13 protein-coding genes are annotated in these 14,022 nt (G+C 69.2%); 10 read left to right on the forward strand and 3 right to left on the reverse strand.

Features of this window, described 5'->3' with window-relative positions:
• Nucleotides 1–56: 56 nt before the first annotated feature.
• A complete protein-coding gene (gene galE, locus AC1UKG_RS03855) occupies nt 57–1,040 on the reverse strand; it encodes a UDP-glucose 4-epimerase GalE (RefSeq protein ID WP_033662543.1) in 984 nt (327 codons plus the stop codon).
• 170 nt (nt 1,041–1,210) lie between these two features.
• Here galE and AC1UKG_RS03860 point away from each other — a divergent pair, with 170 nt between their 5' ends.
• The 5 genes from AC1UKG_RS03860 to AC1UKG_RS03880 all read left to right on the forward strand — a co-directional run bounded on the left by AC1UKG_RS03860 (nt 1,211) and on the right by AC1UKG_RS03880 (nt 5,459).
• Nucleotides 1,211–2,230, forward strand: a complete 1,020-nt coding sequence (locus tag AC1UKG_RS03860) for a hemolysin family protein (protein WP_018741941.1) — start codon at nt 1,211–1,213, stop codon at nt 2,228–2,230.
• 33 nt (nt 2,231–2,263) lie between these two features.
• Entirely contained in the window at nt 2,264–3,289 is a 1,026-nt protein-coding gene (trpS, locus tag AC1UKG_RS03865) for a tryptophan--tRNA ligase (RefSeq protein WP_026271450.1), read from the forward strand.
• A 30-nt stretch (nt 3,290–3,319) separates the two neighbouring features.
• Complete coding sequence (locus tag AC1UKG_RS03870; RefSeq protein ID WP_018814336.1) at nt 3,320–3,898, forward strand: 2'-5' RNA ligase family protein; 579 nt, start codon at nt 3,320–3,322, stop codon at nt 3,896–3,898.
• Between the two features lie 117 nt (nt 3,899–4,015).
• Nucleotides 4,016–5,008, forward strand: coding sequence for a YhjD/YihY/BrkB family envelope integrity protein (locus AC1UKG_RS03875; protein ID WP_018814335.1), 993 nt, complete (start codon nt 4,016–4,018; stop codon nt 5,006–5,008).
• A 7-nt stretch (nt 5,009–5,015) separates the two neighbouring features.
• A complete protein-coding gene (locus AC1UKG_RS03880) occupies nt 5,016–5,459 on the forward strand; it encodes a hypothetical protein (RefSeq protein ID WP_018814334.1) in 444 nt (147 codons plus the stop codon).
• 76 nt (nt 5,460–5,535) lie between these two features.
• On the opposite strand, the gene AC1UKG_RS03885 is transcribed toward AC1UKG_RS03880, so the two are convergent.
• Both AC1UKG_RS03885 and AC1UKG_RS03890 read right to left on the reverse strand, forming a co-directional pair.
• Entirely contained in the window at nt 5,536–7,167 is a 1,632-nt protein-coding gene (locus AC1UKG_RS03885) for a glycoside hydrolase family 13 protein (RefSeq protein WP_018814333.1), read from the reverse strand.
• Nucleotides 7,168–7,339: 172 nt separating this feature from the next.
• Nucleotides 7,340–8,398, reverse strand: coding sequence for a LacI family DNA-binding transcriptional regulator (locus AC1UKG_RS03890; RefSeq protein WP_018814332.1), 1,059 nt, complete (start codon nt 8,396–8,398; stop codon nt 7,340–7,342).
• 342 nt (nt 8,399–8,740) lie between these two features.
• On the opposite strand from AC1UKG_RS03890, the gene AC1UKG_RS03895 reads away from it, so the two are divergent.
• From AC1UKG_RS03895 to AC1UKG_RS03915, 5 genes are all read left to right on the forward strand, one after another.
• Nucleotides 8,741–10,042 (forward strand): extracellular solute-binding protein, encoded by a 1,302-nt coding sequence (locus tag AC1UKG_RS03895; RefSeq protein ID WP_026271449.1) that lies wholly within the window; start codon nt 8,741–8,743, stop codon nt 10,040–10,042.
• A 110-nt stretch (nt 10,043–10,152) separates the two neighbouring features.
• Nucleotides 10,153–11,166: a carbohydrate ABC transporter permease gene (locus AC1UKG_RS03900; RefSeq protein WP_029122699.1), complete on the forward strand. Its 1,014-nt coding sequence runs from the start codon at nt 10,153–10,155 to the stop codon at nt 11,164–11,166.
• Nucleotides 11,166–12,110, forward strand: a complete 945-nt coding sequence (locus AC1UKG_RS03905) for a sugar ABC transporter permease (RefSeq protein WP_018814330.1) — start codon at nt 11,166–11,168, stop codon at nt 12,108–12,110. The genes AC1UKG_RS03900 and AC1UKG_RS03905 overlap by 1 nt, the downstream gene beginning before the upstream one ends.
• A 60-nt stretch (nt 12,111–12,170) precedes the next feature.
• Entirely contained in the window at nt 12,171–12,512 is a 342-nt protein-coding gene (locus tag AC1UKG_RS03910; protein WP_018741951.1) for a hypothetical protein, read from the forward strand.
• Nucleotides 12,513–12,789: 277 nt separating this feature from the next.
• On the forward strand, nt 12,790–13,851 hold the full coding sequence (locus AC1UKG_RS03915) for a BMP family lipoprotein (RefSeq protein WP_482641928.1): 1,062 nt from the start codon (nt 12,790–12,792) through the stop codon (nt 13,849–13,851).
• Nucleotides 13,852–14,022: the final 171 nt, after the last annotated feature.

Genomic DNA, 14,022 nt, shown 5'->3' on the forward strand with positions numbered 1-14,022 from the left:
CGATGGCCGCGTGCCGGCGACACGTGCCCCGGCACGCGCCGCCGGCACCCTGCCGGCTACCCCCGTTTCGGCAATTGGTCGCGGTAGAAGGTCCAGGCGTCGCGGACGATGTCGTGCAGGGCAGGCATGCTGGGCGTCCAGCCCAACTCGGTGCGGGCCAGGTCGGCGGCGGCGACCAACTCGGCGGGGTCGCCGACGCGGCGGGGGGCGACCACCACCGGAACCGGACGGCCGGTGACCTCACGGACCACCTCGACGACCTGACGGTTGGTGAAGCCGCTGCCGTTGCCGAGGTTGTAGATCCGGTGCTGCCCGCCGGCCGCGGCGTCGAGCGCGAGTAGGTGCGCCCGGGCGAGGTCGGTGACGTGGATGTAGTCGCGGACGCAGGTGCCGTCAACGGTCGGGTAGTCGTCGCCGAAGAGCTGAAGCTTCTCCCGGTGGCCGGCGGCGACGTCGAATGCGATGGGGATGAGGTGCGTCTCCGGATCGTGCCGCTCCCCGAGGGGCACCGGGGCATCCAGGTGAGCGCCGGCGACGTTGAAGTAGCGCAGCGAGACGGCAGCCAACCCGTTCCCGGCCGCTGCCGAGGTGAGCGCCATGTCGACGGTGAGCTTGGTGGCCCCGTACGTGTTGGTGGGGGCGGTGATCGCCGTCTCCGAGATGGGTAGCGCGGTCGGGTTGCCGTACACGGCGGCGGTGGAGGAGAAGACGACCTTCGGCACGCGGGCGACGCGTACGGCCTCGAGCAGGGCGAGGGAGCCGACGACGTTGGTGTGCCAGTACAGCTCTGGCCGGACCATCGACTCACCGGCAGCGATCAGGGCGGCGAAGTGCAGCACCCCGTCGAAGCCCGCCTGTGGGGTCAGTACCTGTGCCACGTCGTCCAGGGGGGCGACGACGTGGGTGGCGTCGGGTGCCACGGCGACACGGTGTCCGGTTCGGAGGTCGTCCAGGACGACAACCTCGTGGCCGGCGTCGAGCAGCATCCGGGTCACCACGCTGCCGATGAAGCCGGCGCCGCCGGTGACGAGCAGTTTCACGTCGATCTCCTCCCGCCGGGTCACCCCACCAGCGACCTTCGGTGGTCACCCTACGGCGGCTGGCTGTGCCGGCGCTGCGAGTCCACCGGCGGGGCGGGCCGCCGTCTCCGTCGAGGAAGAACTGGCGCAGTGCTGTCCCGCCACGGCGATCGGTGTCTACCATCCATCTCATGCGGGAAGCGGGTCGTCCCGGGCTCCGGCGCCGTGCGCGGGGGCGATCCCGCCGCGAACCCAGCCCGCTGGCCTGGGCGGTCGCCCGGGTCGTGGTCCGCGCCGCTGCCGCCGCCGCCCGACTGGTGACCGGTCTGCTCGGCACCAGCCCGGCGGCCGGCCGGGAACGGATCAGCGAGGACGAGTTGCGCGACCTGGTCGCCGCGGCGACCGTGCTGGGCCCGGTGGAACGGCGGATCATCGACGAGGTCCTCGTGGCCGGTGCGAGCCTGGTACGCGAGGTGATGATGCCGCGCACCGAGGTGGTCTTCCTCTCCACCGAGCTGAGCACCGCCCAGGCGGAGCGCCTGGTCCGGGCGGAGCCGCACACCCGCTACCCGGTGGTTGACGGGACCCACGACGACGTGGTCGGCTTCGTGCACCTACACGACGTGCTGCTCCGTACCGACGAAGATCCCCAGGTCACGGTCGGCGAGTTGGCGCGGGAGGTCAAGCGCCTGCCCGGCAGCAAACGGGTGCTTCCGGCCCTGACCGAGATGCGCCGGGAGGGGCATCACCTGGCGGTGGTCGTTGACGAGTACGGGGGGACCGCCGGCATCGTCACTTTTGAGGATCTGATCGAGGAACTGGTCGGCGAAGTGCACGACGAGTACGACACGCCGCCGGAGCCGACCCACGCCGGATTGCCCACCACCGTTGACGGTCGGCTGAACCTGGCCGACTTCGCCGAGCGCACCGGGGTGAACCTGCCGAACGGACCGTATGAGACGGTTGGTGGTTACGTCATGGCCGCGCTGGGGCGGCTGCCGGTGGCCGGCGACGAGGTGTTGGTGATCGTCGCCCCGGCCGCCCCGGTGGCGCCGGTGCGGGAGACACCCGGGTGGCGGCTGCGGGTGCTGGCGCTGGAGGGGCGTCGGGTGGCCCGGGTGACGGTAGCCGCCGCTCGGCCCCCCGAGTCGAGACGGGAGACGGGTGCCCCCACCCGGTCCGGCCACGATCGACCCGCCGGCCCGTCCTGACGGGCGCCTCGGCTTGCTGACAGAATTGCCAGCATGTCCAACGTACCCGTTCGACCGCGCGTGTTCTCCGGCATTCAGCCGACCGCCGATTCGTTCCATCTCGGCAACTATCTGGGCGCGGTTCAGCACTGGGTGGCGTTGCAGGAGACGCATGACGCCACCTACTGCGTGGTCGATCTGCATGCGATCACCGCCGGGCACGACCCCCGGGTGTTGGCGCAGCGGTCCCGGGTGGCCGCTGCGCAGCTGCTCGCGGTGGGGCTGGACCCAGAGCGCTGCACCCTCTTCGTGCAGTCCCAGGTGCCCGAGCACGCGCAGCTGGCCTGGGTGCTGGGGTGCATCACCGGGTTCGGCGAGGCGGGCCGGATGACCCAGTTCAAGGACAAGTCGCAGAAGCAGGGCAACGAGCGGGCCAGCGTCGGCCTGTTCACGTACCCGGTCCTGCAGGCGGCCGACATCCTCCTCTACCAGGCGGACGCGGTGCCGGTCGGCGAGGACCAGCGGCAGCACCTGGAGCTCAGCCGCGATCTGGCGCAGCGGTTCAACACGCGGTTCGGGTCAACCTTCACGGTTCCCGCGGCGCACATCGTCAAGGACACGGCGAAGATCACCGACTTGCAGGACCCAACGGCGAAGATGTCGAAGTCGTCCTCCTCGCCGGCGGGTATCGTCCTGTTCCTGGAGGACGCGGCCCGGTCGGTCAAGAAGATCCGTTCGGCGGTCACCGACACCGGCCGCGAGATCGTCTTCGATGTCCAGCAGAAGCCGGGTATCTCCAACCTGCTGACGATCTACTCGGCGCTCTCCGGTCGGAGCATCGACGATCTGGTCGGCGCCTACGCGGGCAAGGGCTACGGTGACCTGAAGAAGGACCTCGGAGAGGTGGTACGCGAGTTCGTGACGCCGATCCAGGAACGCACCCGCGGCTATCTGGACGACCCGGCCCAGCTCGACAAGCTGCTCGCTGCCGGGGCGCAGAAGGCGCGGGCGGTGGCGGCACCGACCCTGCGGGCGGTGTACGAGCGGGTGGGCTTCTTCCCGCCGGTGCGCGGCGAGTAGGCAGCGCCGCGACGGGTGCGGGTGAGCGGGATGGAACCGGTGGCCAAAGAGGTGACACGAGGCGTGGACCTGCGGGACGGGTCGCCGGCGGCCGGCGGCACAATCCAGATCGGCATCGCTGTGGACATCCCCGAGCCGTGGGGGAGTGTGCTGACCCAACGGCGAATGGCGGCGGGGGACCAACAGGCCGTCCCGGCGCACGTGACGCTGCTCGGGCCGACCGAGATTCCAGGTGCTGCCCTGCCGGCCGTCGAACGGCACCTGACCGCGGTCGCCGCCGCGCACGTCCCATTCAGCCTGCACCTGCGTGGGACCGGGACGTTCCGGCCGGTCACCCAGGTGGTTTTCGTAACGGTGGCGACCGGGATCAGTGAGTGTGAGCTGCTCGCCGCGGCGATCCGGGCGGCTCCGGAGCTGCGCCGGGAAACCCGATTTCCGTACCATCCGCACGTCACGGTGGCGCAGGATGTCTCACCCGAGGCACTGGACCAGGCGTACGGGGACCTGGCCGACTTCTCGGCGATGTTCGAGGTGGGGGCGTTCACCCTCTTCTCCCATAGTGGCCAGACGCGGTGGCAGCCCCGGCGGGACTTTCGGCTCGGCGGCTGAGCAGGTGCCTCGCCCCCGACGGCGCAACCCGTACCCCGTTCCCGGCGGGTCCGCGTCGGTCCGGGCTTACCGCGGGGGATGCCGGTGCGCCGGTGACAGGTCGGCGAGGATGGCGGGGTGAACGTGTTCCGCCGTATTCAGGATGGTGTCCTCGGGCGGATCACCACCGCGCGGCGCCGCTATCCGGCCTTCGACCACGGGCTGCGGGCGGCCCTGCTCTACAACCGCCGGTTCGGCAGCCGGCTCGCCGCCGCGATCGCGTACTACGGCTTCTTCGCGGTCTTCGCGCTCGCCCTCGTCGCCTACTCCGTCTTCGGGGCGATCCTGGAGGACAACGCCGAGGTCAATTCCGCCGCGGCGGGATTCCTCCGGGAGAATCTGCCCTTCCTTGACCCGGTGCAGGTCGCGGAGAGTAGCGGGGCCGTCGGCGTGGTCGGCCTGGTCATCCTGGTCTTCACCGGGGTCGGCTGGGTGGAGGCGATCCGTTCCTCCCAGCGGCTGCTGTATGACCTCGACCAACAACCCGGCAACTTTGTCGTTCGCCGCCTGGTCGACCTGGGCGTGCTGCTGGTGGTCTTCGTGCTGCTCGGCGTCTCGGTCGCGGCGGTGGACACGCTGGAGTCGCTGCTGCGGTGGTTGTTGGGCAGTGCCGGCTCGGCCGGACTCACCACGATCAGCGCGGTGCTCAGCATCTTCGTGAACGCGGTGCTGGCGACCCTGCTGCTGGTGGCGGTGCCTCGGCTGCGGCCCAGCCGGGTCCGGCTGCGCCCGGCGGTGCTGCTGGTGGCGGTGGGTATCACCCTGCTCAACACCATCGGGCGCTACTACGTGGTGCGGACCGAGCGAAACCCGGCGTACACGGTGGTGGCGGGCGCGGTGGGGCTGTTGCTCTACCTCTACCTGCTCCACCAACTCGTGCTCTTCGGCGCGGCGTTGGTGGCTACCGACACCCGGGGACAGGTGGTGGACCTCACGGCGGAGCGGGGGGTGGGCGATCAGGAGGAGGAGGGCTCCCCACCTCCCGAGCAGACGAGTGCGAACCGGCCGACGGCACCCGAACAAGGGACGGAGCGTCGAACCGGGGATCCGCCCACGGCCGGGCAACGATGATTGGCGGGTGGGCGCTCTCGTGACACTCGATCTGCCGGACGACTCGCCGATGCTCGACCTGCCGTGGATTATCACCTTCGGGCCGCTCGGCGACGCCGACGAGTGGGAGCCGGTGGTCTGTGGCCCGTACGAGCGAGCGCCCGCGTTGGCGCTGGCCGAGGTGATGGTGGCGGAGGAGGCGTTGATGGCGGTGGTCGAGCCGCTGCTGCCGGCGGTGTCGGCGGAGCAGATCCGCGATGAGATCACCGCGGCGCAGGCCGCCGCCGAGGATGAGGCGGCGGCGGAGGCGGACAGCGACGAGCTCTACGGCAACTTCGAGGACACCTTCGACGAGGAGTTGGCGGCGGCGGAGCGGGAGCCGGAGGCCCCGCCGGCGATGCCACCGAGTGAAGCCGCGATCCGGGCGGGCTTTGCCCGGATCGCGGCGAAGTTGCCCGGCCTCGAGCGGTGACCCCGCGCCGGTCGGTGCCTAGCCGCCCGGCGGCGCGGGGCACGCCGAACGACCAGGTCGATCAGGGCATACCCGCTCAGCGTCGTTCGAACCAGGCAGCCGCGTCGACCGGAATCAGGTAGCTGGAGCCCTCCCGGGTGAGCGCGGCGCTGGCGACGAGCGGCTCGCCGTATTCGGCGCTGACGGCGGGTGCGTCGCTGATGTTCACCACACAGGTGAGGGCCGTACGGTCGGCGGCTCGGGTGAAGGCGAGGACGCCCGGCTGGGTCTCCTCCCAGACGAGGTGGGCCGCGGCGGTGGAGAGCGCCGGGTGCGCTCGGCGGATCCGGAGCGCGGTGCGATACAGCTCGAGCGTGGAGTCGGGGGCACCGGTCTGGGCGGCCACCGACAGTTCACGCCAGGTGGCCGGGGCGGGTAGCCAGCTCGGCGCGCTGCCGTCGGGGCTGAAGCCGTACGGGGCCAGCTCGCCGCTCCACGGGATCGGCACCCGGCAGCCGTCCCGGCTCTGGCCGGTCCGCAGGTACTGCGGGTCCTGTCGCAGGTCCTCGGGGAGGTCGAGGACCTCGGGTAGGCCCAACTCCTCGCCCTGGTAGACGTAGGCGCAGCCGGGCAGCGCGAGCATCAGCAGGGCCGCGGCGCGGGCGCGGCGCAGCCCTGCTGGCCCATCCCCGTACCGGGTGACGTGTCGCTGCTTGTCATGGTTCGACAGCACCCAGGTGGTGGGCGCGTTGATGACCGCTGACTCGGTGAGGGCGCTGTCGATGACCTTACGGAAGGAGTCGGCTGACCAGTGGGCGTCGAGGAAGTCGAAGCTGAACGCCTGGTGCAGCTCGTCTGGACCGATGTAGCGGGCGAGCCGTTGCGGGGTCTCCGCCCATGCCTCGGCCACCGCCATCCGGCCGCCGGGGTAGCTGTCCAGGATCGGCCGCCAGGCACGGTAGATCTCGTGCACCTCGTCCTGGTCAAAGTAGGGCAGTCGGCTCTTGCCGAGCAGCTCGACCTGTCGTTGGCCGGTCTGCTGGCCGAAGCCGACATCCGGCAGGCCCTCCGCCTTGATCATTCCGTGGGCCACATCAATCCGGAAGCCGTCCACACCGCGGTCCAACCAGAACCGGAGCACATCCTCGAACTCGGCGCGGACCTCGGGGTTGCGCCAGTTCAGGTCTGGCTGTGCCGAGTCGAACAGGTGCAGGTACCACTGCCCGTCGGGCAGTCGGGTCCAGGCCGGTCCGCCGAAGATGCTCTCCCAGTCGTTCGGCGGCAGTTCGCCCGCCGTGCCGCGCCCCGCGGCGAAGTGGTAGCGGGCCCGCTCGGGGGAGCCGGGGGCCGCCGCGAGGGCAGCCTGGAACCAGGGGTGGGCGCTCGACGTGTGATTGGGCACCAGGTCGACGATGATCCGTAGGCCCAGTGCGTGGGCGTCAACGACCATCTCGTCGAACTCGGTGAGGGTGCCGAACATCGGGTCGACATCGCGGTAGTCGGCGACGTCGTAGCCGCCGTCAATCATGGGTGAGGGGTAGAAGGGGGTCAACCAGAGCGCCTCCACCCCGAGGTCCCTAAGGTACGGCAGGCGTTGCCGCAGGCCCGCCAGGTCGCCGATCCCGTCGCCATTCGCGTCGGCGAAGCTGCGGAGGTAGACCTGATAGATGGCGGCGGAGCGCCACCAGTCATCGTCGGAGGTCGACGGGGTGGGGTTGCGGACGGTCATGAGGGGTTCCCCGATCTCGCGCGGTACGGCGGTCTCCGGCGCGGGCAGGGGTGGTGGCGCCGGTTGCTGTGCAGAATGCCGGCAGGGCGTTGCAAGAGTCAAGCAGAGCTTGCGCAAGATTACTCGACGGCTTACGTCCTGGGGGGAACCCGACGGGCGGACGGCGGGGTGTTCAGACCGAGACCGCCAGGGGGGACGGGGCGGGGTCAACGCCGGGCGTCCGGGCGACCGCGGTCGAGCCGCGTACCACCAGCTCTGGCCGGAACAGGTACTCCGAGTGGGGGGCGGCGTGCCCGTTGATCTCGTCCACCAGGGCCTGGACGGCGGCGACCGCCATCGCCGCGACCGGCTGGCGCATGGTGGTCAGGGGTGGGTCGGTGAAGGCCATCAGCGGGGAGTCGTCGTATCCGACGACGGAGATGTCGCGGGGCACGGCGAACCCACGCTGCCGGGCGGCGCGGATGGCACCCAGCGCCATCGGGTCGGAGCCGCAGACCAGGCCGGTGACGCCGCGGTCCAGCAACCGGGTGGCGGCGGCCTCGCCTCCCTCGACGCCGAAGAGGGAGAGCTCGGTCAGCTCGGTGAGCTCGGCCGCGGAGATATCGGTGCAGCGCCGCATGGCGGCCTTGTAGCCGGCGACCTTGCGCTGCACCGGGACGAACCGGTCCGGTCCCGTGATCAGGCCGATCCGTCGGTGTCCCAGCGCGACCAGGTGGGTGACGGCCAGCTCGGCGGCCTCCCGGTCGTCACAGGAGATGAAGGGCGCGGGGAGGGTCGGTGCGTAGCCGTTGACCATGACAATCGGCAGCGGGCGGGCGATCAGTGCGCGGTACCGCTCGTGGTCGGCGGCGGTGTCGGCGTGTAGGCCGGAGACGAAGACGATGCCGGAGACCTGTCGGTCGAGCAGCATCTCCACATATTCATCCTCCCGGATTCCCCCGGGGGTCTGGGTGCACAGCACGGGGGTGAAGCCGGTCGGCGCCAGGGCCGACTCGATGATCTGCGCGAAGGCGGGAAAGATCGGGTTGTCGAGCTCCGGGACGACCAGGCCCACCAGTCCGGCGCAGCGTTTGCGCAGCCGGGCTGGACGTTCGTAGCCGAGCACGTCGAGGGCGGTCAGGACGGCCTGTCGGGTCTCGGGCGCCACTCCGGGTCGGTCGTTGAGTACCCGCGACACGGTGGCCTCACTGACCTCTGCCTGCTGGGCGATGTCGGACAGTCGAGCGCGCATGGCGGCACTGTAGCTCACCGAATCCTTTTTGCGCTTACCGGCAAGTTTTTGCAGTCGTGGGTTCCGGGGCTGCCAGCCCGGGCTGCGGACGGCGTGTGGTCGGTGCGCGCCCAAGGCCCTGCATCGAGCAGCGTCAACGCGGCGGGGGTGCTGGCGGCCGGGGGGCGGAGGGCGATGGCCGACCGATGCCCGGGCCTGCCGTTTTGTCGCGCAAGCCCGACATGAGAAGGGTCTGGATGACAAGATGGCCCCGGTTGTTGCAAGACCGTTCGCAAAGGGTTTCTAACTTAGAAAACTCTTGCTAGTGTCCCGCCGACACCGGCAGGCAATCTAGGAGCGAACATGCGTCGCACAGCCAAGGGAGTCGCCGTACTCGCCTCCGCCGCCCTTGCTCTGACCCTCGTCGCCTGTGGCGAGGACGAGCAGAGCGCGGGGGAAGGGTCAACGACCGACCCCGCAGCCATGAAGGCCGAGCTGACCTGGTGGGACACCTCGGACCCGAAGAACGAGGGTCCGGTTTTCCAGGAGCTGATCGCCAAGTTCAACCAGGCCTATCCGAACGTGAAGATCAATTATCAGTCGGTCCCGTTCGGTGAGGCACAGAACCAGTTCAAGACGGCAGCACAGGCCGAGACCGGCGCGCCGGACATCCTGCGGGCGGAGGTGGCCTGGGTTCCGGAGTTCGCCTCGCTGGGCTACCTCTACGCGCTGGACGGCTCCGAACTGCTCGCCGACGAGGCGGACTTCCTTGCTACTCCGCTCGCCTCGAACAAGTACGACGGCAAGACCTACGGCGTCCCGCAGGTAACCGACACGCTCTCGCTCATGTACAACAAGAAGCTGTTGGCCGAGGCGGGTGTCGCCGCCGCGCCGACGACCTGGGCCGGACTGAAGACCGCCGCCCAGGCCGTCAAGGAGAAGACCGGCGCGGACGGCCTCTACCTCAATCCGGAGGGCTACTTCCTCCTGCCGTTCCTCTACGGCGAGGGCGGGGACCTGGTGGATGTCCCGGCCAAGAAGATCGTCGTCGGCTCGGACCAGAACGTGACCGGGCTGAAGATCGCCAAGGATCTGATCGACAGTGGGGCGGCCGTCGCGCCGCCCGCGACGGACTCCTACGGCACCATGATGACCCTCTTCAAGGAAGAGAAGGTCGCCATGATCATTAATGGTCCGTGGGAGGTCAACAACGTCGCGCAGGCCCCGACCTTCGGCGGCGTGGAGAACCTCGGCATCGCCCCGGTCCCCGGCGGCTCGGCCCGGGCCGGTGGTCCGGTCGGCGGGCACAACTACACCGTCTGGTCCGGTATGCCGGAGGAGAAGATCGAGGCCGCTATCGCCTTCGTGGCCTTCATGAGCTCCGCCGAATCACAGGCATTTCTCGCCGAGAAGCTCGGGCTGCTGCCGACGCGCAAGTCGGCCTACGACCTCGACGCGGTACGGAGCAATCCGATCGTGGCCGCGTACCAGCCGGCCGTCGAGGCCGCGGTCAGCCGCCCCTGGATCCCCGAGGCCGGCCAGTTCTTCGAACCGCTGGACCAGATGGCCACCGAGGTCCTGATCCAGAACCGGGACCCGAAGGAGGCGCTCGACGAGGTCGCGAAGAGGTACCAGGCGGAGGTCGTCACCGCGTACGGGTTCTGATCCACCGCCGGCGGGCAGGGGCCGGCGACCACTCGTCCCTCGGCATCCGGCAGGGCCGGCGACCGTTCCGGTCGCCGGCCGGCCGGCTCACCTACTGGAGCTCAGCTGATATGCGCACCGTGACCGCCGCGCCAGCATCCGCGCCGCCGGACCGTCGCCCCGTCCGCCCCTCTCGACTTCGTCGTAGCTGGGACCGGAACTGGTACGCCTGGGCGATGGTCCTGCCGGTGGTGATCGTCCTGGCAGTCTTGATCTTCTATCCGCTCGGCCGGGGAATCTGGCTCTCCTTCACCAACCTCAACGAGGCCAACCAGGTGGCGGAGATCTGCACCAAGTCGATCACCGGCGGTGAGGTCTGCGAGGAGAACCCCAACCGGTGGGAGTACGCGGGTCTGGACAACTACGTCCGGGTCCTCACGGGCCAGGTTGGCCGGTTCTGGGAGTGGACCGGGATCACCCTGATCTGGACCTTCGTCGGCGTCGCCTTCCACTATGGTCTCGGGCTTGGCCTCGCCATCCTGCTCAACCGCCCGATCCGCGGCCGTGGCCTCTACCGGGTGTTGCTGGTGCTGCCGTGGGCGGTGCCGGCCTTCGTCAGCGCCTTCGCCTGGAAGTTCATCTTCAACGAGCGCTTCGGCCTGGCGAACTCGCTGCTCACCGGGCTCGGGGCCGACCCGCTCCCGTGGTTCTCCGAACGGTGGACGTCACTGTTCACCGCGATCGTCACCAACGTCTGGCTCGGCGTGCCGTTCATGATGGTGGCGCTGCTCGGCGGGCTGCAGACCATTCCCGGTGAGCTCTACGAGGCGGCGGAGATCGACGGTGCGTCGCCGTGGCAGCGGTTCCGGGCCGTCACGATGCCGGGTCTGCGGTCGACCAGCATGACCGTGATCCTGCTCGGCACCATCTGGACGTTCAATCTCTTCCCGGTCATCTTCCTGGTGACCGAGGGCGAGCCGGCCGGAGAGACCGAGATCCTGGTGACCGGCGCGTACCGGGCCGCCTTCGAGGGCATTCGGAACTACTCGCTCGCCTCCACGTACGGCGTGTTGATTCTCTCCATTCTCTTGGTCTTCTCCGTGTTCTACCGGCGGGCACTGCGTAAGCAAGGCGAGGTGTGGTGATGAGCCAGTCGACCAGCTCCGGGACGGCCGCGTCCACGGCGGGGGCGCCGGCGGCCCCGATCGAGGCCGGGGCCACGCCGACCGCCCGGGCCGAGACCGCGCGGCGTGCTGGCCGTGGTCGGCGTAGCCCGACGACGTCGTTGCTGCTGCACGGGACCTTGATCGTCGCGTCGCTGGTCGCGATCGGTCCGATCGTCTGGGTGCTGCTCTCCTCCTTCAAGCCCGGGTACGCGGTGCAGAGCACCGACCTGACCCTGGTCCAGGATCCGACCCTGACGAACTACCGCTACGTGCTCTTCGACACCAGCTTTCTGCGGTGGCTGCTGAACTCGGTGATCGTGGCCGCCGGCACGATGGGGATCGGTATCTTCCTCTCGGCGACCACCGGTTACGCCGTCTCCCGGTTCAACTTCCCGGGCCGCCGGCCGCTGATGATGGTCTTCCTGGTCACCCAGATGTTTCCGGTGGCCATCCTGATCGTGCCGATTTACACGATCATGGCGCGGCTCGGGTTGATCAACACGTTGCCGTCACTGGTGATCGCCTACCTGACCATCGCCGTTCCGTTCTGCTCCTGGATGCTGAAGGGCTACTTCGACTCCATCCCCACCTCGCTGGACGAGGCGGCGGCGCTGGACGGCTGCGGCCCGTTCGCCACCTTCTGGCGGGTGGTGCTGCCGCTGGCCCGTCCGGCCGTCGCGGTCACCGCCTTCTACACCTTCCTCACCGCGTGGGGGGAGGTCGCGTACGCGTCGGCCTTCATCCAGACCGACAGCCAGTTCACCCTGGCGTACGGGCTTCGGCAGTTCGTGCCGCAGTACAACCCGCAGTGGGAGTATCTGACGGCGGCGGCGGTGCTGGTGACGGTCCCGGCTGGTCTGGTCTTCCTGGTCGCCCAGCGGCACCTGGTCTCGGGCCTGACCGCGGGTGGTACGAAGGGCTGAGGCGCTGATCGACCGAGCCCCCTCTACTACAACCCGTCGTTGTGCGGGAGGATAGGCCGCGTGGAAGCTCTACGACTCACCCTCCGTTACATACACCTGATCGGGTTCGCGCTGTTGCTCGGTGGCGCGGTGGTGCAGTACCTCAAGGGCAGGTTCCGGATCAACCCGGCCATGCTCTGGGGCGCGACGCTCACGTTGCTGACCGGAATCGGCCTCTCCGCACCACTGCGGGACGGAGGTGAGCCGGATCCCGCGAAGCTCGTCACCAAGCTGTCGCTCGCGCTGCTCATCTTCGTCATGGTCTTCTTCTCCCGGAAGCGGGAAGCGGTCAATCGTGGACATTTCCTCGCGATCATCGGGCTGACCCTGGTCAACGCTGCAGTGGCGGTCTTCTGGCGGTAACGTCCGACTGAGGGGTATCTCCCCCTTCGGAGGAGAGTTCGTCCCACCCACGCTCCTTTGACCGGCATGTCGAGTGACCGAAAAACCCCAGGATCACGTCGGGGTAACAGGCACTCAACAGTCACGCATGATTGTCGGCCGGGGGAGGTGCCGGGGCGTACGCTCGGCGTCCGGAACGTGGGACACCGGCGGCACAGTGCAGGCCGGTTCACAAGGGCTGCCACCGTGGTGAACGCGGTGCGCAACGGAAGGAGTCGTCTTGCGCTCGGTGCGTGGGATGCGGATCGCCTCGGTCTTCGCGGTGGGTGGCCTCGTGCTGGCCGCCTCCGCCTGCGGTGAGGCGCCCGAGGAGAACAACGCCGGTAACGGCGGCGAGAAGTTCAGTGCCTGCATGGTGACCGACGTCGGCGGGATCGACGACAAGTCCTTCAACACCTCGGCCTGGCAGGGCTTGGAGGCAGCCAAGGCCGAGAACAAGGACATCGACATCAAGTACGTCGCGTCGAAGGCCGAGGCGGACTACGAGCCGAACCTGACGCAGTATGTCAACCAGGACTGCGACTTCATCCTCGCCGTTGGTGGCCTGATGGGGGGCGCCACCGGCAGGATCGCGGAGGCGAACCCGGACCAGCAGTTCGGCATCGTGGACACGAAGTTGCCGCAGAGCAACGTCTACCCGATGCAGTTCGACACCGCCCAGGCCGGCTTCCTCGCCGGCTATCTGGCCGCCGGCTTCAGCCAGACCGGCAAGGTGGGCACCTACGGCGGCGAGAAGATCCCGCCGGTGACGATCTTCATGGACGGCTACGCCGACGGGGTCGACCACTACAACGAGGCCAAGGGGAAGAACGTTCAGGTCCTGGGGTGGGACAAGGCCAGCCAGGACGGCTCGTTCGCCAACAGCTTCGTCAAGCAGGACGAGGGCAAGAAGGTCAGTGACGCGCTGGTCGCCCAGGGCGCGGACATCATCATGCCGGTCGCCGGCGGTGCGGGCCTCGGCACCACCGCGGCGGCCCAGGCCTCCGGCGGCAAGTACAACACCATCTGGGTCGACGTCGACGGCTGCGAGAGCACCTCGAACTGCCCGGCGATCATCACCACCGTGGTGAAGAACATCCCCGGCGCCGTTCAGGAGGCCGTGCTCAAGGCCGCCGCCGGCGAGAAGCTGGAGGCGAACCCGGGCTTCACGGGCACGCTGGCCAACGAGGGCGTCTCGCTCGCGCCGTACCACGAGTTCGACAGCGAGATCCCGGCCGAACTGAAGGCCGAGGTCGACAAGCTGAAGGCGGACATCGCCGCTGGCCTGATCAAGGTTGAGTCGCAGTCCCAACCGCAGTGAGCTGATGCCAGCTCGCCGTGGTGAGATGCTCTACCACGCCGTTCGGCGAGCGGCACCGCACGACGATCCGGCCGCCTTGGCGCCACGGGACCTCCCGCTGGCGCCGGGGCGGCCGATCGGCTCCACCACGAGTGTCGTTGCCGGCGTACCGGCAACTCCCCCGCACCATCG

The sequence above is a fragment of the Salinispora sp. CH2A1_6 genome, from assembly GCF_056820975.1.

Coding starts and splice junctions, on each gene's coding strand:
- AC1UKG_RS03860 (WP_018741941.1), top strand. CDS start 1,211: ATGCGGGAAGCGGGTCGTCCCGGGCTCCGGCGCCGTGCGCGGGGGCGA.
- trpS (WP_026271450.1), top strand. CDS start 2,264: ATGTCCAACGTACCCGTTCGACCGCGCGTGTTCTCCGGCATTCAGCCG.
- AC1UKG_RS03870 (WP_018814336.1), top strand. CDS start 3,320: ATGGAACCGGTGGCCAAAGAGGTGACACGAGGCGTGGACCTGCGGGAC.
- AC1UKG_RS03885 (WP_018814333.1), bottom strand. CDS start 7,167: ATGACCGTCCGCAACCCCACCCCGTCGACCTCCGACGATGACTGGTGG.
- AC1UKG_RS03890 (WP_018814332.1), bottom strand. CDS start 8,398: ATGCGCGCTCGACTGTCCGACATCGCCCAGCAGGCAGAGGTCAGTGAG.
- AC1UKG_RS03895 (WP_026271449.1), top strand. CDS start 8,741: ATGCGTCGCACAGCCAAGGGAGTCGCCGTACTCGCCTCCGCCGCCCTT.
- AC1UKG_RS03900 (WP_029122699.1), top strand. CDS start 10,153: ATGCGCACCGTGACCGCCGCGCCAGCATCCGCGCCGCCGGACCGTCGC.
- AC1UKG_RS03905 (WP_018814330.1), top strand. CDS start 11,166: ATGAGCCAGTCGACCAGCTCCGGGACGGCCGCGTCCACGGCGGGGGCG.
- AC1UKG_RS03915 (WP_482641928.1), top strand. CDS start 12,790: ATGCGGATCGCCTCGGTCTTCGCGGTGGGTGGCCTCGTGCTGGCCGCC.